Here is a 19,653-nt window from a genome sequence, read left to right as displayed (position 1 = left end):
GATTCCGCTTCGGGTTGCGCTCATTTACGATTTCAGGGCGACCATGAGGAACCTCGGCGGCAACATCCTTTTCTCGGCAACCGACTTGATGCGGTTCATGGGTTGTGCCCATGCAACGACGCTCGACCTGATGCGCTTGCGCGGCGAGGCGCCGGAACCGGGCGAGGATACCGAGGACGCCGCCCTGTTGCAGAAACAGGGCGATGCGCATGAAGCGGCGCATCTGGAAAAGCTGAAGTTAGCCGGGAAAACCGTGCTGGAGATACACCGTGGCGATCTGGTCGCCGACGCGCAATCGACCCGAGAGGCGCTTGCGCAGGGTGCCGAGGTGGTCTTTCAGGGGGCGTTCCTGTCCGGCACCTGGGGCGGCTGGTCGGATTTCCTGCTGCGGGTCGATAAGCCCTCGGCACTTGGCCCGTTCAGCTATGAAGTGGCCGACACCAAGCTGAAACGCAGGCCGCATCCCAAGCATGTGCTGCAGCTTGTTCTCTATTCCGACTTGCTGACGGAAGTGCAGGGTGTCGCGCCGGAGTTTGCCCATGTCGAACTGGGCACTGGCGAGCGCGCTACCCTGCGGCTAGCGGACTATGCCCACTACGCCCGGGCGGCCCGGGCGCGGCTGGAGGCCTTCGTGGCTGATCCGCCGCCCACGCGCCCCATTCCTTGCGCCGATTGCGGCCTCTGTCGTTGGGCAGATCACTGTGAGAGTGTCTGGCATGCCGAGGACAGCCTGTTCAACGTGGCGAACATCAGCCGGGGACAGGTCAAGAAGCTGGAGGCCGCGGGGATCACCACGATGGCGGCCCTTGCGGAACGGGATCGCCCGGTGCGGGGCATGGCCGAGGGCACCCGCGCGCGACTGGTAACGCAGGCCCGGTTGCAGCACGCCCGCAAGACCGGCGCCCCGTCCTTCGAGTTGCGCGCGCCAGAGCCAGGCAAGGGATTTGACTTGCTGCCCGCGCCGCAGCCGGGCGATCTGTTCTACGACATCGAAGGCGATCCGCACTATGAGGGCGGCCTCGAATATCTGCACGGCGTCTGGTGCGACGGGCAGTTCCGCGCCTTCTGGGCGCACGACCACGCGGCCGAGGCCAAGGCGCTCGAGGAGCTACTGGCCTTCTTCCGCGCGCGGCTGGAGGCGTTCCCGAACGCCCGCATCTATCATTATGCGGCCTACGAGATCACCGCGCTGCGCCGCCTGACCACGAAATATGGGATCGGCGAGGCGTTCCTTGACCGATTGCTGCGCGAACGGCGCTTTGTCGATCTGTTCGCGGTCGTGCGCGGCGGGTTGATCGGATCGGAACGCAACTATTCCATCAAGTCGATGGAGGCGTTTTACGGTCGGGTGCGCGAGGGCGAGGTCAAAACGGCGGGCGGATCGGTTGTCGCCTATGAACGCTGGCGCGAAACGCAGGACCAGCAGATCCTCGATGAGATTGAGGATTACAATCGCGTCGACTGCATTTCGACCGAGGAACTGCGCGACTGGCTTGTGGGTATCCGGCCTGCGGGGACGTGGCCTACCCTGGCCCCAGATGCCGGGCCGAAAGAGACTGAGGAAGATGCCGATGCGCAGGCCTTGCGCGCGGCACTTGCCGCATCGGGTCTCCCCGATGACCGGCAGGCGCTCCTTTTCAACCTTGGCCTCTTTCACAAGCGCGAGGCCAAGCCCGCGCAATGGGCAGTGTTCGACTCCGCGTCCAAGGACGAGGACGACCTGCTGGATGATCTTGATGCGTTGGCGGGGCTGGAAGCGATTGGTCCGATCGAGCCGGTCAAGCGGTCCTTTGCCCGCAGCTATCGCTTCCCCTTGCAAGAAACGAAGCTTCGCGCCGGCAAGGGCGCGACGGTGCCGGTGTTCGATGGCCCGCCGATCTCGGTCAGCATCACCGACATGGATCGCAAGGCGCGGCAGGTCACGGTTAAGGCCGGGCCGGGGAAGGATCATCTTTTGGGAGACCGGGTGAACTTGCACCCCGACTGGCCGCTTGATCCCAAACCCATCCCTGGCGCCTTGCGTGACGTCATCGCCGACCAATGCGGGCTGCGCTCCTGGCGGGCGGTCGATGATCTGCTGTCGCGCGCAGCGCCCCGTCTGAAAACCGGCCCCCTGACGCCTGTTGCCGACCCCGTTTCCGGCACGATCACGGCTGTGGGTGCGATGGACGAAACCGTGCTGCCGATCCAGGGGCCGCCCGGCACTGGCAAGACCTATGTCACTGCCCGGGCGATCCTGTCGCTGGTGCGGAAAGGCGCAAGGGTCGGCGTAACCTCAAACAGCCACGAAGCGATCCGCAACGTCCTGATGGGTTGCCTCAGTGCGCTTGAGGATGAGGATCTGCCAATTACGCTGGATCTGGTCCACAAGACCGGCGGCGACGATGACGGCTACCCCGATGATTGCCCGGTGCGGCGCACCACCAGCAATGACGATGCAGCGGGAGGCCAGCATGTTGTCGGCGCGACGGCGTGGTTTTTCTCTCGCGACGAGAATGTGCAGGCCTTCGACTGGCTCTTCGTCGATGAGGCAGGGCAAGTCGGACTGGCCAACATGGTTGCCATGGGCCGGGCCGCACGCAACATCGTGCTGGTGGGTGATCCGCGCCAGTTGCCCCAGGTGATCCAGGGCGCGCATCCGGAACCTGCGAACCTCTCCTGCCTCGACTGGATGCTAGGCGAACATGCGACCGTGCCGCCGGACCGCGGCATCTTCCTGCCCGTCTCGCGCCGGATGCACCCCGAAGTCTGCCGGTTCATCTCGGATCAGGTCTATGAGGGGCGGCTGAACGGCCACCCCGACACCGCGCGTCAGGCGGTAAGCGGGACGCGCTTCCCCGAGGCGGGGGCCTTCTGGGTGCCGGTGCCGCACGAGGGCAACGCGCAGATTGCGGCCGAGGAGGTCGAAGCGATCCGCGCGGCAGTGGCCGATCTGCTGCGGGGCACATGGACCGACAAGGACGGCACCACTCGCCCGATGCGGGCCAGCGACATCATCGTCGTCGCCCCCTACAACGCACAAGTGAACGCCCTGCGCGATGCGCTGCCCGGTGCCATCCGCGTCGGCACGGTGGACAAGTTCCAGGGACAAGAAGCCCCGGTTTGCCTTGTCTCGATGACCGCCTCGTCGGCCGAGGAAACCTCGCGCGGGATGGAGTTCCTGTTCTCGCTCAACCGGATCAATGTGGCGGTATCGCGCGCCAAGGGGCTGGCACTGGTCTTTGGCGCGCCGCGTCTGCGCGAGGCGAAATGCGAGACGGTCGAGCAGATGCGGCTTGTGAATACGCTCTGCGCACTGACGGAATTGGGAGACGGCTGAATGTGGGAGGGTATCGAGGCGCGGATTGTGGAGAACGACCGTGATGCCGTGGTTCCGTTGCGGCGTGATTTCTTGGCGGAGTTGGTCGGGTCTGATTTGCGGCCGGGGACAGCCACGAAAAAGATGGTTGCTTTCGATACGACCGGTGGAGAGCGGCTCGTCTGGCAGCTCGAGGCAGCAGCTCAGAATTTTTATCTGCATCGGAAATGGTCCGACCGTTTGGAAGCGGCAGGTTTTGTTCCAAAGCTTTTTACCTATACGGACGGCCAGAAGGATGGGGCGCGCCATTCGGGTTTGAGCCGCGACTGGTCTTTCGGGACGTCGGACTGCGTTCAGGTGCGTGTGGACTCTGTGGGACGGCTGAAAGAGCTCATTGCGCTTGTTGGTGGTGACGAGGGTGAACTTGTTCTCGATCCTGCTGCCGTTGCGCGATGGATCGGTGTGGTCCGGACGATGTTCCCTGACTTCCGGCACTTCGATCCGCCTGATGCAGAGTTCGATCAGCGGGAGAGAAGCTACAAGCTCGAAACGTCGCGCAATCTGCGGGCCGGTTTGGAAGCTGCTTCTACGGACCGTGAAATCTTCGATGCCGTGCTGGCGTCGATCGGCCAGAAGAGCAGCAACCTGCTGGATTGGCGGACGAGCCTCCCGCTCATGCCCAATGGGGACGGCGACAAGGAGCGGCTTCAACCGGCCCTTGTCCGGCTGGCGCATGCGGCTTTGAGGCCACCAGAAGGACACGGTGCCGCGATGGATGAGTTCGTTGCGGTCTGGCGCGCGGCGGTGCCGAACCCTTCGGACGATCCGCCCCGGCAGATTGCTGAGTTCCTTTTCTTCCATCTATGGCCGGACTCGGCGAGTTACATCCGCAATACCGTCCGTCAGGATCTGTGGCGCGAGGGGACGGGGCGTCCTTTTCCACGTCATCCACAAGTTTCGGCCACCTATGCTGACGAGTTGCGGTTCATGCGGGCTGTCCGGGCGGCCTTTGTCGAGCGCGGTCTGGCCCCACGGGACATGATCGATGTGCAGAGTGCGCTTTGGGTTGTGTCGCGGTATCGCGACGAGGACATGCCCATCACCCGCCTGACGGTGGAAGGCGCGATGGATGCCATTGATCGGCACAGGGACGGCGTGGAAAGGACAGAGATTCTGGATCGGTTCGGCGATCCGCGGGACTATTGGGTGTTGTCGACACGCGAACGGCGGAACAGGGTCTACCCGACCAAGCCGATCGTCGGGGTCATCCGGAATAAATCGGAGCTTACAGGGGGATGGGGTCAGAAGCACGATTCTGCCGCGTTACTCCATGCCGCCGGTTTCGTGATCGTTGGCGAGAACGGCGAGACTTTGCCACTGCCCGAACAATACACCCATCTCGACCGTGGACCTGACCGTATGCGCCTTTGCGCGGTTAACTACTTCGTCGAACCGGCGCGGGAGGATCAGCGGTCGCAGGTGGAGATCAGGGTGGGCGATCTGCACCGCCTGCTTGGACCTTCCTTCACGGTAGCGGCTGCGAGCGAGGCGATCTCTGATCCGGTGTTCGCGGATATGGCGGGAATCACCCTCATCGGATGCAGCGGCGCGGCGCAGTCCGGAGACGAAACATTTACCTTTGCGTTCGAGCAGATAGGGAAGACAGAACCGATGAAGAGCACTGAGCTTACCCTGCCGACGAACATGATCCTTTACGGGCCGCCCGGGACCGGAAAGACCTACCATACAGCGTTCGAGGCGGTCCGGCTGTGTCTGGGTGATACGGCGGCCGCCGCGATGCGAAACGACCGGAAGGCTGTGATGCAGGCCTACCGGACGCTGGTTTCCGAAGGTCGGGTAGAGTTCGTAACCTTCCATCAGTCCATGTCCTATGAAGAATTCGTGGAAGGACTGCGGCCAGAGACCGGTTCTTCCGGTGGGGCTGAACTTTCGGAAAGCGGCGTGCAGGGAGGAGGCTTTACCCTGAAAGTAAAGGACGGGCTGTTCAAACGGATCAGCGAGCGGGCGCGGCTTGATACCGGGGTGACGGCGGAGGAGTCTTCAAGATTGGATCGGAAGCGAAAGATTTATCGACTGGGCCTGACAAGCAGCGGATGGAAGTCCAAGCTGGATCGGGCCCTCGCCCTGGGGCGTATCGATTGGCTGCATGGCGGCGATACGGATTGGTCTGCGCCGGAATTCGAGGAATGGGATGCGATCAAGGCAGTGCGTCAGGTCGAGAATCCGCAGATCAAGGGATACTCGCCCGATGTCTATGGGACCTGGGTGATCCGTTCGGAAGCGGAGGTCGGCGACTTCGTCATGCTGACGGCGCGCACCGGAAACGTCGTGGCGCTGGGTCGTATCGTGGGACCGTATCTTTATGAACCACCCTCCGCGACAGAACCCGCACGGCATTCGCGGGCGGTCGAATGGATATGGTCAAGCGCCCAAGGCGTGGACCGCGAGGGGATCTATCCGAAACCCTTCACCTCGTTCCACCCAATCTACTCGCTGGAGCCGGACCTCATCGGCTGGGATGTGCTTGAACAGACCGTGTTCGGGGAGTCCGCCGCCCGCCCGACGCAGTCTGCCCGTCCCCATGTCCTGATCATCGACGAGATCAACCGGGCCAACATCTCGAAGGTCTTTGGTGAACTCATTACCCTGCTGGAATCGGACAAACGCTTGGGCATGGAAAACGAGATCAGACTGCAGCTGCCCTATTCAAAGACGCTCTTCGGTGTGCCTGCGAACCTGCATATCATCGGCACGATGAACACGGCCGACCGGTCCATCGCGCTGCTTGATACCGCGCTGCGCCGCCGCTTCACGTTCCGCGAATTGATGCCGGACCCGTCGGTCCTGCCCGAAGTCGTGGACGGGATCGCGCTTCGCAGGCTTTTGCAGACGCTGAATGAGCGCATCGAGTATCTCTTCGACCGCGAGCACCAGATCGGACACGCTTATTTCTCGGCCTGCCGGAGCCAATCGGAAATCGTGGATGTGCTGCGATACAAGGTGATCCCCCTGCTGGCAGAATATTTCTACGAGGACTGGTCCCGCGTCGCTGCCGTGCTGGGCGATGCGGCGCAGGGGCGGTCGCGCTTCCTGACCGCGCGTGTTCTGCCGGTGCCCGATGGCCTTGGGGATGATGACACGCGTGAGCCGCGGATGCGCTGGACGCTGAATGACCGTTTCGATCTGTCCGAGTTTGCGGCCTGATGCGGACCCACACGATCCGGGAGTGGGAAAGCCTGTCCTACGGGGAGGGTGAGGGGCAGATACCGGAGCTCCTGGCCGCACGGCTTGCGGAAGTTGCGCGGTCATCACCCCTGGCCGGAAGCGGTGGGCAGGGCGTGCTGGAGGAACATCGCAAGCACATCCGGGCGCGGGGAGTCGTGGGCGTCATTGCTGCACCGCAGGGGGCGCTGGAAATCCTGCCAAAGATCGACGTGGCTGAAGCCGACCTGACAGCCCGCAACGCTGCGATCCGGAAGCGTCTGATCCATATGCTGGCCGTGGCGTTGGACTTGCGGATCGACCTTGGGCGGATGACGGAGCTCGACTGGCAGCGCGACACGCTTCTGGAAATCCTGATCCGGGTTTTTGCCGATAAGCTGACCGAGGCGGTCAGGCGGGGCATGCCACGCCAATATCGGCGGGACGAGGACGATCTGCCCGCCCTTCGCGGGACCCTCGACGTAACGCGGCAGTTCACGCGGCATGCGGTCAATCCGTCTCGCCTCGCCTGCCGGTTCGATGAGTTGTCTGGGGACATCGCCCTGAACCGGATCCTGAAGGCGACAATTGGGCATCTTTCCCGTGTCTCGAGAAGTGCATCGAACGTCCAGAAGCTTCGGGAACTGGGCTTTGTCTATGCCGACGTCTCGGATGTGCCGCCGGCCGCCCTTCGGTGGAACGAGGTGATCCTCGACCGGACGAACCGGTCATGGGCCGAGTTGCTGGCTATGGCGCGGTTGTTCCTGTTCGGACGATATCAGACGACCAGTTCGGGCGCTGGACAAGGCACTGCGCTGCTCTTCGAAATGAATGCCTTGTTCGAGGAATATGTGGGCCGGATGATCGCGCGATGCCTGAGGGGCACGGAGTTTTCCGTCCATCTGCAGGGCGGTCGGTTGTTTTGCCTGACTTCGGAGCCTGACGGGCGCGGTCTGTTCCAGACGAAGCCTGACATTCTCATTCGGCGGGGAGGTGAGGTGGTCCACATCATCGACACGAAGTGGAAGAGGATCGCCGCGCGGGTGGACGACAGGAAGCATGGGGTTTCCCAAAGCGACGTTTACCAGATGATGGCCTATGGGCATCTTTACCGGACGGGTCGGTTGACACTGCTGTATCCTCGGCATCAGGGACTGGACGGATCGCCTGTTGTGCTGGCGCGGAACAGGATTACGGGGCGGGACACGGTTTTGGAGACCGCCTGCGTGGGGATCGGAAACGTTGCGGAATTGATGGCTGAGTTGGATGAGCTTTTCCGGCTGGATGCACCCCGACGAGACTTGGTCATGGTAGGTGATAGGTCCCGGCATCTTGTTGATGAGGGTAAAGATGAATCGATTGGGGTCTGATGTCCAGATTTTGCAGATGTATTCGTAGGGCGTGCGTCAGCAGAGGGTCTTGAGGCATCGCTCGAAGTTGCAGGCAGCCAAGAAGTCGGCAGGCCTGGTTCACCCTTCACGCGTTACCCCCAACTCCTCCCACATCCAGGCAAAATCATACCCCGTCATCGCCCCTGCATCGGCGCGAGCCGTGCCGGTTTCGAGAAGCCTTAGCCATTCCGCCACCCGTTTCCGCCCGGCGGCAGTCTTGATCGCCTGGCGCGGTGTCTTGCCTTGCAGCGCCGGAATGGGCTGGTCCAGCGTGTCGCGATAGTGGCGGGTCATGTGGGCGTGGGCGACCTCCTGCGCGATCTCGGGCGGGATTTCCTCGGTCGCCAAGGGCGCCCGTTCGACATGCGCCGCCCGGGCCTGATCGACGGTCTGGATTGCCATCAGGGGCGGGCGCAGCAGGGCGCCCGCGGCCTTGCCGACCATCGCCGCCCCGCGGGCCGCGCGTTCGGCGGAATTCACTTCGAGCACCAGAGCCTTGCCACGCAGGTCCAGCGTGCCGTGGATCATGTTTCCTGCCCCGCCCTTGCCGGACTTCGACAGCCACACCCAACGCCTTGCCCCGTCGGCGGAAAGGTCGGGCAAATGGCTGAGTGCCTCGGTCACCTGTGCCTGCGTCACGCCGGTCGCAAAGGGAAAGCGCAATTCGTGGAACACAAGGTCCTCGCCATCCGTGTTCGTCATCTGCGGCCGTTGCGGGTCCAGGGCCTGGGGCAAGTGGGTGAACAGGAAGGCCGCCGTGAACAGGTGGGCAATGCCGCGCAGTTGCTCGGGCGACAGGCGCAGGTCCTTTTTCCGGCGCAGCTTCAGCACGGTCCGCAGCCCGTCCATCAGCGTGTCAACAACGGCGGGCGCAAAGGGCAGCAAACCGCCCGAGATCACATGGTGATCCCGCACCGGCACCACCCGGACGGCAATGCGGTCGCCGGGTTTCAGGGTCCGGCTCGCGCTTTTCTCGCGGACGGTGACAGGCCCTGCACCCGTCAGCACATCGCGCAACACCATGGTTTCGCCCGCCACGGTGGACAGGACCTCGTGCAGGCTGACATGGGCATGGCGCAGGCCCTGCATGTAACCCTTGGCCAAAGCCGGTTCCCGCCAGCCCCGGCGCTTGAGGTAAAGATCGACGACATTCCCTTCCGGTTCCCAATCCCGCGTCAGGAAGTCCTCGAAGGCACAGCCCCACATCACCCAAGGCAATTGCGGACCCAGAACCTCCTCAAGGTCATCGAAATCCAGATCGAACTCCTCCAGCGCCGGTCCGAAATGCTCATCAAGCACCGAAGCCAGCAGCTCCGGCCACACCCCTTCGCGCTGGGAAAAGGCGATCAGGTTGGTCAGGTCGTGCGAAGGTTTCATCGGCGCGATCCGGTGGAAGTGGCCGCGTCAGGGTGACAGGGGCGGCAAGGGCTGTCCAGACAGGGGAGTTCTTGGGGTGTTTCCTCTTTCCGGTTTCTCAGGTTGACCGTCTTTCCAAGTTCTTTGTTTTCCAGGTTGATGCCTGTCTTCGTTTTGCCAGTGAGAAGGGAAGGAGAGGTTTTCCGGCTTCTTATTCTTTCTCAAGTGACTGTTTTGAAATGGTTTCTGTTTTTTCGGAATTCAAAGTATGGCGTCTTCGACGTCCACGTCGGTCCTTGACGAAGGCCTTTGTCTGTCTGCAGTGCGAACCCGATGGACAGTTCGGTTTCTGTCGGGGCGGCACCGGGGGTGAATGTCGGCGGGACCCGCATTGCTGGCGAGGCTGCGGCAACAATGGGCCTTGTCGCTGGCATGGCTGCAAACTGCCACCGCCCAGATCGTCGCTCTTCTCTCAGCCCGGCGCCGCGTCCGTTTCCGCCATGACTGAAAGACGATCACCTTTGGCTGGTCCCTTAAACAGGAGCAGGCCGACGTCCTCTTCGACCTTCGGGCGCGGGCCCATGCGCGGGACCTGTGCGGCGGGCGGTGCAACGGTTCCGCTCAGCAGCCAACATACTACGCATTGCGCATGTCGGATTATCTTTTTATTTGTCCTCGGAAAGCAGAAAGAAATTCGGACATGCCGACCCTTCCGTTGTTGGAGCACGCGCGTCGTGCGCGCGGGCTGACGCAGGCGGCGCTTGCGACGTCTGCCGGGATCAGCGTGCCGACCTTGCGGGGGCTGCAACGGGGCAGCGGCACCCTCCGGTCCTTGCAAGGGGTGATGCGCATCCTCGACCTTGACTGGGGCTGGATGCCGATCGGCACCGATCCTGTGCAGACCATCGTCGCGCGCCGGCTTTCCAAGGGCCTGACGCAGGCCGGCCTTGCGCGGCGTGTCGGTTGCGCCCGAGGCACGATCATCGATCTGGAGAAGAACCTGGGCGGCGGTGTCGCCATCCTGATCGCCGTGCTGTCAGCCCTAGGCCTGCGACCGGCGTTGCGAAGCCGAAACCGGGGTTCGAAGCCCGGCCTTGTGCCGCCCCGCAACGCGCCGTCGCGCGACATGGTGATGACACCGCCGGAGCTTGCGGCGGCGATTCTTTCGCATTTCCAAAGTCAGATGGTTGGCCGCATCCTCGACCCGGCGCGCGGGCGTGGAGCCTTCTTCGACCAGTTCCCCGCCCATCTTGAGCGCGACTGGTGCGAACTGACCGACGGACGCGACTTCCTGACCTCGACGCAGCCCGTCGACTGGATCGTGACGAACCCGCCCTGGTCCCGGCTGCGCGACTTCACCCGCCACGCCATGACCCTGGCGCCGAACATCGTCTGGCTTGCCCCGCTTGTGAACCTGACGACCAAAGCCCGCCTGCGCGACATCGAGGCGGCAGGGTTCGGGATCGCGCAAATCCTCTGGCTCGACACACCCAAGGGCTGGCCCCAAAGCGGGTTCCAGTTGGCGGCGGTGTATTTGAAGAAGGGGCATACCAGTGGCTGGGATATAGGGCGGCTGGCTTGTGCGGCGCAGTTGCAGGCGGCGTGAACGGCCCTGAGCGGACGGTCGGCAATCCACGCGCTGACATCTGCTTTCCCGTGCTTTGTTTGGAAGCAGCGCGCATACGGGTGTCAATCGGCGCACAAAACCGCCCGAGCCACGGGCGGTGGAGGGGAGCGTCAATTGGCGCGACTCCGTCGCCAGTCCGAGGGAGCTACGCCGAACTTGGCCTTGAACAGCCTTGAAAACTGCGCCTGATCGCAAAAGCCGAAGCGGTATGAAATCTCGGCCATCGACAACGCGGGCGAGGACAGGATCAGTTCCTTTGCCGCGATCAACCGTTCATCCCGGATGAACTGGGAAACTGTCTGGTTCGTGTCGCCGAAAAGTTCGTGCAGATAACGCTTCGAGATGCCACAGGCTTCGGCCACGAATTCGGGCGACAGGGTGGGGTTGGACAGGTGCTTGCGGATCACCTGTTCGGCCCGACGCAGATGTCCGGCCCGCACCGATGTGCGCACCTGATGGTCATCGGTCGCGGATTCGTCCAGAGCAAGGGCCAGCACATCGACGATCTGCTGGCCAAGGATGTCTGCCGCACGCCCCGCTGACAGGGGCAGCGAATGAAGCTGATGCATCAGCGAGGTAAAGAGCGACGGAAGACCGCTGCGGCAGTCGATCGTCCTGGCACAGAACCTGTCCGGATCGCGGACCTTTTCGGCCAGCGACTTCTTGCTGATCTTCAGGACACTCAGCTCGTTCGTCGTGTCATAGGAAAAGCGGTAGGGTTCGTCGCCGCGTTCAAGGAGGAAACCGCCGGGGTCGCAGCGGACCTCGCGTCCCATCTGCTTGAACTCGACCGGACTAAGACGGGGGACGGTGATCAGATACTCTTCCTCGCGGGTATGGGTGATGTGCGTTGGCCGCCGCTCGTATTGCAGCGGTTCGGTTGCAAGGCGCGACAGGGAGACGTTTCCCATCTGCCGCTTCTCAAGGGTCCCGGAGAACGCACCGGCATCGCGGAAAGTCAGCTGCAACGGAAAGTAAGTTTCGCCGATCACGCGCGTCCAATGCGACGAGCGCTGGTTCGGCATGACCTGCGTAGTGTTATGCGCAACGATTTCCATGCGCCCTCTCCCCAAAGCGCTGATTGAGAATCGGTAGGCCCGAAACCGCTTTGCATCAAGTCTTTTCGGTCCGATCAGTCTGCCCCGTGCGCCGAGCGTCAAGCATTTGCGCGCTCGGCGACAAACGTGTCCCGCGATATGCGCGCAGATGCAAAGGATCACGCTTTGCGATGCAAGAGCGCGGCGCGGATTTCCTTCAGTCTACCGGGATTAAGAGAGGCTGGAAAACAGCCCGGGTTCAGGGGGGCTTTACCACGCTTCTGCAATCCGGTGCCGTTTTCCCATCCGGGGAGGAACAAGGGATGGCCAAACGCAATGTGGACCCGATCACGCTTTCGGTCGTGCGGGGCGTGCTTGAAACTACACAGCGCGAGATGACGCTGACGCTGGAACAGACGGCACGGTCGTCGGTGTTCAATCTGGCGCATGACTATTCGACCGCGCTGTTCAACCACACGCCGGAGATGATCCTGCAGGGGCAGGATATCCCGATCCATCTGGGCAGCCTGATCCCGGCCATGAAATCGGTCGCGCGCTTCTTCGAAGGCGAAATCAACGAAGGCGACCTGATCCTGCACAACGACCCCGCCTATGGCGGCAGCCATATCATCGACACCTGCATGTACATGCCCGTGTTCTACGAGGGCGAGCTGGTCTTCTGGACGGTCTGCAAGGGCCATCTGACCGATATCGGCGGGCCGGTTCCCGCAGGCTACAACCCCAATGCGACCGAGATCTTCGCCGAAGGTCTGCGCATCCCGCCGGTCAAGCTGTGGGATCGTGGCCGTCCGCGCAAGGACGTGATGAACCTTCTGCTGACCAACATGCGGGCCCGTCGTGATCAGGAAGGTGATTTCAACGCTCTGATCGGGGCATGTCAGGTGGGCGCGCGCAATCTGATCAACCTGATGAAGAAATACGGCAAGGATGTCGTGCAGGATTGCATCGCCGAACTGCTCGACATGGCCGAGGCGCATATGCGCAAGCTGATCTCGGACGTGCCGGACGGCACCTATACCGGCACCGCGATCCTTGAAGACGCAGGCCACGGCTACGGCGATTTCGAGATCACGGCCACGGTGACGATCAAGGGGGATGGCTGCCATATCGCCATCGCCTCGCCCCCGCAGATCCCCTATTTCATCAACAGCTACGAAGGCAACAGCCATTCCGGCGTCTATCTGGGCCTGATGATGTTCGCCCAGTTGCCCCCGCCCTATAACGAAGGGCTCTATCGCTGCGTGACGACGGACATGGGGCCGAAGGGGACACTGTGCAACGCGAAATCCCCCGCGCCGCACATGAACTGCACCACCACCCCGATGGAAACGCTGACCGATGCCGTGCGTCTGGCCTTTGAGCAGGCGGCACCGCACAAGGTTTCGGCCAGCTGGGGCCATGCCAATGGCTGCAACATCGCAGGCTGGGACAAGCGCCATGACGAGGAATATGTGACCATGGTCCTTGCCTCGATCATCTCGGGAGCGGGGGCCACGGCGCAGGCCGATGGCTGGCACGCGGTCGGCCCGGAATGCTGCTTTGGCGCGCTGACCAGCGGCGATATCGAGATGCTGGAGCACAGCTATCCGATCATCATCCACCGCTATTCGCTGATGGAGGACTCGGGCGGCGCAGGCAAGAACCGTGGCGGCTCCGGCACCTGCTGGGAGGTGGAGCCGCTGGACACGCCCATGACGCTGATCACCTTCGGCGAGGGCCGCCGCATTCCCGCCATGGGGGCTGCAGGCGCGAAATCGACGATAATCGAGAAAAAGGTGGGCCGGCTGGAAGTCATCCGCAACGGTGAGACGAAGATCATCACCGACAACGTGATCGAAACCATCCAGCCCGGAGAGCGTGCGGCCAACAAGAACCCCGGTGGCGGCGGCTATGGCAACCCCTTCGAACGCGACGTGCAGAAGGTGGTCGAGGATGTGAGGAACGGCCTCGTTAGCCTTGAAGGGGCGCGGCTCGACTACGGGGTGGTGATCACCGACCGCGACAGCCTGTCGGTGGACCACGACGCCACCGCCCGTCTGCGCGCCGCCTGAAGCGCCCAACCCGAACCGCTCAACACGAAACGAATGCTTCCGGCTGCGGGGACGCCTGTCCCCGCCCTATCCCGGACACCCCGAAAGGACCCATCCCATGCAGAACCAGTATCGTCTCGGCATCGACGCCGGCGGCACGTTCACCGACTTCATCCTTGCCGACCGCAAGGGCAGCGTGCGCATCTTCAAGGCGTTGTCCACTCCGAACGACCCCACCGCCGCCATCCGCAACGGCTTGAAACTGATCGAAGAGGAAACCGGCCTTTCCCCCGAACAGATCGTGTCGAACGCGGACCTGTGCATCAACGGCACCACGGTCGGACTGAATGCGCTGATCACCCATAACGGGGCCAAGACTGGGCTGATCGCCACCCGCGGCCATGAAGACAGCATCGAAATCCGTCTTGGGCACAAGGAAGACGGCTACCGTTACGACCCTGAATACCCACCCGCGACAATGCTGGTGCCGCGCTACCTGCGGCGCGGCGTTGCGGAACGCGTGCTGTCCAACGGCAAGGTCCACACCCCCCTGAACGAGGAGGACGTGCGCGATGCCTGCCGCCACTTCCTGCGCGAAGGGGTGGAGTCGGTGGCGATCAGCTTCGTCTGGTCGGTGCTGCACCCCGAACACGAAGCCCGCGCCGCCGAAATCGTGCGCGAGATGATGCCCCATGTCCGGCTGACCGTGGGCAGCCAGCTTTACCCGCAGGTGCGCGAATACACCCGCACCTCCACCGCCATCGTAAACGCCTATCTCGCGCCGATCCTGCAACGCTATGTCGAGGCGGTCGATGCCTATTTCCAGTCGCTGGGCGCGCGCCATCCGGTGCGGTATTTCCAGTCGAACGGCGGTCTGGCGCTGGGCCATGTGGTCAGCGACCAGTCGGTCTATGCCATCAATTCCGGCCCCGCATCCGCCCCGCAGGCCGCTCTCTGGCTTGGCGAGCCTTGGGGGATGAAGGACATCATCACCGTCGACATGGGCGGCACGTCCTTCGACATCACCCTGACCCGCGACGGGCGGGCCAATGTGTCCAAGAATATCGACTTCCTGCGCTACCGCATCGGCATCCCGATGATCCAGGTCGAAACGCTGGGCGCGGGGGGCGGATCCATCGGCTGGATCGACAGCATGGGGCTGATGCAGATGGGTCCGCAATCGGCAGGGTCGGAACCTGGCCCAGCCTGCTATGACCAGGGTGGCGAAAAGCCAACCACAACCGACGCGAACCTTGTTCTGGGCTATCTCAACCCTGACGGTCTTGTCGGTGGCCGCCTGCCGCTGAACGTCGAAAAGGCCCGCCGTGCGATCAAGTTGCATCTGGCCGACCCGCTGGGAATCAGCGTTGAAAAGGCGGCCTACGGGATGTTCACCATCGTGAACAACAACATGGTCAACGCCATCCGCCGCGTGTCGGTCGAACGGGGCTACGATCCGCGCGACTTCGTGCTCAACTGCGCGGGCGGGGCGACGGCGGCGCACATCACCGCTCTGGCGCGCGAGATGGGCATCCGCAAGGTGCTGATCTCGAAACTTGCCTCGGGACTGTGCGCCTTTGGCCAGATCCTGTCGGACGTCAAATACAATTATATGGCCCCCGTCGCCGCGCGTCTGGAAGGGGGCGAGTCCGCCGTCCGCCTGAACCGCCTGTTCGGAGAGTTGGAGGGGCGCGGCCGGGCGGACCTGATGGCCGATGGCTTTACGGATGACCGTATCTCGGTCCGGCGCAGCCTTGACATGCGCTATGTTGGGCAAGTGCATGAATGCACCGTAGACATCGAAGCCTTCGACATCACCGAAGCCGCGCTGGACCGCCTGAAGGCCGCCTTCCATGCGCGTCACGAGGAACTTTACACCTATTCCGAACCGCATAGCGCTGTGGAGGTGGTGAACGTCGAAAGCGCGATCACCGGCGCGGTTGATAAGCCCGGACGCATGACTTCGGCCCCCGGCAAGGGCGCGCATTCCGCGCTGAAGGGCACACGCGAGATGATCTTCACCGCCGATGGCATCCCGCATGAAACGCCCGTCTATGACGGTGCGCTGTTGGGCGCGGGCGACCGCATCACCGGTCCCGCCGTGATCCAAGAGGTGACGACGACCATCGTGATCGAACCGGGCTGGATGGCCGAACTCGATGCCTCGGCGGTCTATGTGCTGACGATGGCTGCCGATCCCGCCACCCATCAGCGTGCCGCGCGCGCGGTCGAGGTGGCCTGACATGGCGCTGGCGCTGGAACAGGTGGGGGTGGCCTTCGGCGGCTTCCGCGCGTTGACCGACGTCTCGCTGTCGGTCAATGCGGGTGATGTCGTCGGGCTTATCGGCCCCAACGGTGCGGGCAAGACCACCTGCATCAATGTCCTGACAGGCTTCCAGCGCCCGTCAAGCGGCCGGGTCCTGCTGGATGGGCGGGACGTTTCGGCGCTGCCCGCCCACCGCCTGCGCCGCGCCGGTGTGGCGCGCACCTTTCAGGCCGGTCGCCTGTTCGGCGGTCTGGATGTGCTGGACAATCTGGCCTGCACCGGCGTCGGCCTTGGCCTGCGCCGGGCCGAGTCGGAACGGCAGGCAAGCGATCTTCTGGGCTGGATGGGGATTGCTCCGCTCGAAAGCCGCCCAGCCGCCGGATTGCCCTATACCGACGAACGGCGCGTGGCCATCGCACGCGCCCTGATGGGCGATCCCGCCTACCTGCTGCTCGACGAACCCGCCGCCGGTATGTCGGAGGCAGAGGCGAACGATCTGGCCGCCCTGATCCGCCGCATCGCCCATGACCGCGGCATCGGCTGCCTGTTGATCGAACACAACGTCGGCCTTGTCCTGTCGGTCTGTTCCGATGTCGTCGTGCTGGATGGCGGACGCGTCATCGAACACGGTGACCGGAACGTGATCCTCGGCTCCCGTGCAGTGCGCGAGGCCTATCTCGGCGCCCACACGGAGGCCGCGTGATGGCCAAGCTGGGCATCTTCGACCTTGCGGTGCGCTATGGCAAGTTGACCGCCATCGCGGACCTGTCCTTCACCGTGGCCGAAGGGCAGCGCGTCTTCGTTTCGGGGCCGAACGGGGCGGGGAAATCTTCGCTTCTGTCCGCAATCGCGGGGTCCGTGCGCACGGCGCATGGCCGGATCGAGATGGACGGCGATATCCTTTCGGGCCTTGGGCCAGAGGCCATCGCGCGGCGTGGCCTGTCCATGGTGCCCGAAGGGCGTCGTATCTTTGCTGGCCTGAGCGTGCTAGAGAACCTGACCGTCGGCACCGGCATTCGGCGGGACCGCGGCGCGGTGGCCGATGATCTGGAAACCGTCTTCACCGCCTTCCCCATCCTGCGCGAACGGGCAAGGGCCAATGCGGGTGCCTTGTCGGGCGGGCAGCAGCAGATGCTGGCCATCGCCCGCGCGCTGATGACGAACCCCAAGGTGATGCTGGTGGACGAACCGTCCCTCGGCCTCGCCCCAAAGGTGGTGGACGAGGTCTATGACCGTCTTTGTCAGCTTCAGGCCCTGCGCGGGCTGACCTTGGTGATCGTCGAACAATCTTCGGCCCGCGCGGCTCGGGTGGGGGGGCGGATGCTCCTGATGCGGGGCGGGCGGATCGTGGCCGATGGCGACGCCACCGAATTCGCTGCCCGCGACCTGTTGACCGAAGCCTATTTCGGAGGTGCGGCATGAGCCTGCAACTGCTGTTCGACGCTCTGGCGCTGGGGGGCATCTACGCCATCGCTGCCCTGGGCATCGCGCTGATCTTTGGTGTCATGCGCTTGGTCAATTTCGCGCATGGCCAGTTTATCGCCTGCGCGGTCTTTGCGCTGATCGTGCCTTCGACGGATGCGCTGGCCGTGTTGGGGCTGGGTGCGCTGCCTGCGCCGGTACTGGTGCCGCTGATCCTGCTCATCGGGGCGGGGCTGGCCGTGGCGGCCGAGGCACTGGTCTTCCGTCCCATGCGGAACGCGTCACCAGTGGCGCTGATGGTGGGCAGTTTCGCCTTGGGCGTCGCATTGCAGAACCTGCTTCTGGTCCTTTACGGCGGGCGTCCCAAGGCGGTCAGCCTTTGGGCGGAACTGGGCCAGCCTGTGCAGGTGGGCAGTGCATCCGTCCCGCTGCTGCAATTGATCGTCATTGCGGCGGTCGCCGTCATCCTTGCCGGGCTTGCGCTGATGCTGCGCAAATCGCGGCTGGGTCTGGAAATGCGCGCCGCCGCCGAGGATTTCACCATGGCGCGGATGCTAGGCGTCCGGTCGAACCGCGTGATTTCGGGCGCCTTCGCGCTGTCGGGTGCCTTGGCTGCCGTGGTGGCGCTGGTTCTGGTCGCGCAGACCGGCGTGGCTGATGTCCGCATGGGCGGGCAGATCATGCTGGTGGCCTTCATCGCCACGGTCGTGGGCGGCATGGGCAGCCTGTCGGGCGCGGTGGCGGCGGGGCTGGGCATTGGCGCGGCCTCGGCCCTGTTGCAGGCGGGACTTCCCGCCGATGCCCGGCCGTTCCGTGACGCCTTCCTCTATGGCGGCGTCATTCTCGTCCTCCTGTTCCGGCCTCAGGGCCTTTTCGCCCCCGTCGGGGCCAAGCCGAGGGTCTGATCCATGACCAGCCAACACACGATCCGTCGCCGCATGGCGGCCACGACACCGGTCCTTCTGGCGTTGATCTTGCTGGCCTTCGTGCTTGCCGCACTGGCGCTGGGGGACCGTGCCATCGCTCGCATGGCCGCCGAGACGCTGATCCGCGTCACGATGGTCGTGGGCTTCTGGGTCTTTGTCGGCAATTCGGGTGTCGTCAGCTTCGGCCATGCCGCGTTTGGCTGCATAGGGGCCTATGTGTCGGCATGGCTGACCCTGCGGCCCGAGATGAAGGCGACCCTGCTTCCGGGCCTGCCAGAACTGATCGCCGCAGCGGATTGGCCGGTGCTTCCTGCGGCCCTTGCCGGTGGCGGGGCGGCTGCTCTGGTCGCGCTGGTGACGGGGGCGGCGATCCTGCGCCTGTCGGGGATCGCGGCATCCATCGCCACCTTCGCCTTCCTTGCGATGGTCAACACGATCTGGGCCAACTGGACGTCGGTGACGGGGGGGACATCCTCGGTCGTCGGGCTTGACCGCTACGTGACCCCCTGGGTCGCGCTGGGCTGGGCCGTTCTGGCGATCACGGTCGCCGCCGTCTATGCCTCCTCTGCCTCTGGCCTTGCCCTGCGGGCCACGCGCGAGGACGAGGTTGCCGCCGCCGCATCAGGCATCGACCGTTATCGCCACCGCCTGCTCGCCTTCACCCTGTCGGCCTTCTTCTGCGGGGCGGGGGGCGCGCTGATGGGCCACTTCATCGGCGTGATCAATCCCGACGGTTTCTATCTGAGCCTGACCTTCCTGATGTTGGCCATGCTGGTCATCGGCGGGGTGGGCTCGCTGTCGGGTGCCGTGATGGGCGTGCTGGCACTCTCCATCGCAGTCGAGGCGCTTGTGCGGCTGGAAAAGGGCGTGACGGTCGGCGCCGCGACCTTTGCCCTGCCACCCGGCAGCCAAGAGATCATCCTCGCCGTCGCCATGATCCTGATCCTGATCTTCCGTCCCGCAGGCCTGATGGCCGGACGCGAGGTGATGCTGCCTGCCCGCTGGGTCGCGGGTCGGGCGTCGCGTGAAACCTGAAAGACCCGACCAACAGGAGTGA

Annotated in this window: 12 protein-coding genes; 10 read left to right on the top strand and 2 right to left on the bottom strand. The window is 63.8% G+C overall.

What is annotated here, in order from left to right:
* Nucleotides 1–88 precede the first annotated feature (88 nt).
* From V6590_RS16890 to V6590_RS16880, 3 genes are read left to right on the top strand one after another with little or no spacing between them, the layout of a single operon-like run.
* On the top strand, nt 89–3,319 hold the full coding sequence (locus V6590_RS16890; protein WP_335424856.1) for a TM0106 family RecB-like putative nuclease: 3,231 nt from the start codon (nt 89–91) through the stop codon (nt 3,317–3,319).
* Nucleotides 3,320–6,523: an AAA family ATPase gene (locus V6590_RS16885; protein ID WP_335424855.1), complete on the top strand. Its 3,204-nt coding sequence runs from the start codon at nt 3,320–3,322 to the stop codon at nt 6,521–6,523. It abuts the gene before it with no gap.
* A complete protein-coding gene (locus tag V6590_RS16880; RefSeq protein ID WP_335424854.1) occupies nt 6,523–7,890 on the top strand; it encodes an McrC family protein in 1,368 nt (455 codons plus the stop codon). Before V6590_RS16885 ends, V6590_RS16880 begins: the two co-directional genes overlap by 1 nt.
* A gap of 99 nt (nt 7,891–7,989) precedes the next feature.
* Here the strand turns inward: V6590_RS16880 and V6590_RS16875 are convergent, their stop codons facing one another.
* A complete protein-coding gene (locus tag V6590_RS16875) occupies nt 7,990–9,288 on the bottom strand; it encodes a DUF7986 domain-containing protein (protein WP_335424853.1) in 1,299 nt (432 codons plus the stop codon).
* 628 nt (nt 9,289–9,916) lie between these two features.
* Here V6590_RS16875 and V6590_RS16870 point away from each other — a divergent pair.
* Complete coding sequence (locus V6590_RS16870; RefSeq protein WP_335424852.1) at nt 9,917–10,873, top strand: hypothetical protein; 957 nt, start codon at nt 9,917–9,919, stop codon at nt 10,871–10,873.
* 131 nt (nt 10,874–11,004) lie between these two features.
* Here the strand turns inward: V6590_RS16870 and V6590_RS16865 are convergent, their stop codons facing one another.
* The gene (locus V6590_RS16865) at nt 11,005–12,054 is read right to left on the bottom strand and encodes an AraC-like ligand-binding domain-containing protein (protein WP_335424851.1); all 1,050 of its coding nucleotides are present in this window, start codon (nt 12,052–12,054) and stop codon (nt 11,005–11,007) included.
* 200 nt (nt 12,055–12,254) lie between these two features.
* On the opposite strand from V6590_RS16865, the gene capB reads away from it, so the two are divergent.
* The 6 genes from capB to V6590_RS16835 all read left to right on the top strand — a co-directional run bounded on the left by capB (nt 12,255) and on the right by V6590_RS16835 (nt 19,631).
* Complete coding sequence (capB, locus tag V6590_RS16860; protein ID WP_335424850.1) at nt 12,255–14,003, top strand: caprolactamase subunit beta; 1,749 nt, start codon at nt 12,255–12,257, stop codon at nt 14,001–14,003.
* A 97-nt stretch (nt 14,004–14,100) separates the two neighbouring features.
* A complete protein-coding gene (gene capA, locus V6590_RS16855; protein ID WP_335424849.1) occupies nt 14,101–16,224 on the top strand; it encodes a caprolactamase subunit alpha in 2,124 nt (707 codons plus the stop codon).
* A gap of 1 nt (nt 16,225) precedes the next feature.
* Nucleotides 16,226–16,951, top strand: coding sequence for an ABC transporter ATP-binding protein (locus V6590_RS16850; RefSeq protein ID WP_335424848.1), 726 nt, complete (start codon nt 16,226–16,228; stop codon nt 16,949–16,951).
* Nucleotides 16,951–17,670: an ABC transporter ATP-binding protein gene (locus tag V6590_RS16845; RefSeq protein WP_335424847.1), complete on the top strand. Its 720-nt coding sequence runs from the start codon at nt 16,951–16,953 to the stop codon at nt 17,668–17,670. Before V6590_RS16850 ends, V6590_RS16845 begins: the two co-directional genes overlap by 1 nt.
* Nucleotides 17,667–18,575 (top strand): branched-chain amino acid ABC transporter permease, encoded by a 909-nt coding sequence (locus V6590_RS16840; protein ID WP_335424846.1) that lies wholly within the window; start codon nt 17,667–17,669, stop codon nt 18,573–18,575. The genes V6590_RS16845 and V6590_RS16840 overlap by 4 nt, the downstream gene beginning before the upstream one ends.
* Before the next feature lie 3 nt (nt 18,576–18,578).
* Nucleotides 18,579–19,631 carry a branched-chain amino acid ABC transporter permease gene (locus V6590_RS16835; RefSeq protein ID WP_335424845.1) on the top strand — a complete coding sequence of 351 codons (1,053 nt, stop codon included), beginning with the start codon at nt 18,579–18,581 and terminating at the stop codon, nt 19,629–19,631.
* Nucleotides 19,632–19,653: the final 22 nt, after the last annotated feature.

This window comes from Gemmobacter denitrificans, from assembly GCF_036964905.1.
Taxonomy (GTDB): Bacteria; Pseudomonadota; Alphaproteobacteria; order Rhodobacterales; family Rhodobacteraceae; genus Gemmobacter; species Gemmobacter denitrificans.
This window is presented reverse-complemented; position numbering and strand designations above follow the sequence as displayed.

What these genes read in the sequence shown, in the direction of transcription:
- V6590_RS16890 (WP_335424856.1), top strand. Translation starts at nt 89, where the DNA reads ATGCGGTTCATGGGTTGTGCCCATGCAACGACGCTCGACCTGATGCGC.
- V6590_RS16885 (WP_335424855.1), top strand. Translation starts at nt 3,320, where the DNA reads ATGTGGGAGGGTATCGAGGCGCGGATTGTGGAGAACGACCGTGATGCC.
- V6590_RS16880 (WP_335424854.1), top strand. Translation starts at nt 6,523, where the DNA reads ATGCGGACCCACACGATCCGGGAGTGGGAAAGCCTGTCCTACGGGGAG.
- V6590_RS16875 (WP_335424853.1), bottom strand. Translation starts at nt 9,288, where the DNA reads ATGAAACCTTCGCACGACCTGACCAACCTGATCGCCTTTTCCCAGCGC.
- V6590_RS16870 (WP_335424852.1), top strand. Translation starts at nt 9,917, where the DNA reads ATGTCGGATTATCTTTTTATTTGTCCTCGGAAAGCAGAAAGAAATTCG.
- capB (WP_335424850.1), top strand. Translation starts at nt 12,255, where the DNA reads ATGGCCAAACGCAATGTGGACCCGATCACGCTTTCGGTCGTGCGGGGC.
- capA (WP_335424849.1), top strand. Translation starts at nt 14,101, where the DNA reads ATGCAGAACCAGTATCGTCTCGGCATCGACGCCGGCGGCACGTTCACC.
- V6590_RS16850 (WP_335424848.1), top strand. Translation starts at nt 16,226, where the DNA reads ATGGCGCTGGCGCTGGAACAGGTGGGGGTGGCCTTCGGCGGCTTCCGC.
- V6590_RS16845 (WP_335424847.1), top strand. Translation starts at nt 16,951, where the DNA reads ATGGCCAAGCTGGGCATCTTCGACCTTGCGGTGCGCTATGGCAAGTTG.
- V6590_RS16840 (WP_335424846.1), top strand. Translation starts at nt 17,667, where the DNA reads ATGAGCCTGCAACTGCTGTTCGACGCTCTGGCGCTGGGGGGCATCTAC.
- V6590_RS16835 (WP_335424845.1), top strand. Translation starts at nt 18,579, where the DNA reads ATGACCAGCCAACACACGATCCGTCGCCGCATGGCGGCCACGACACCG.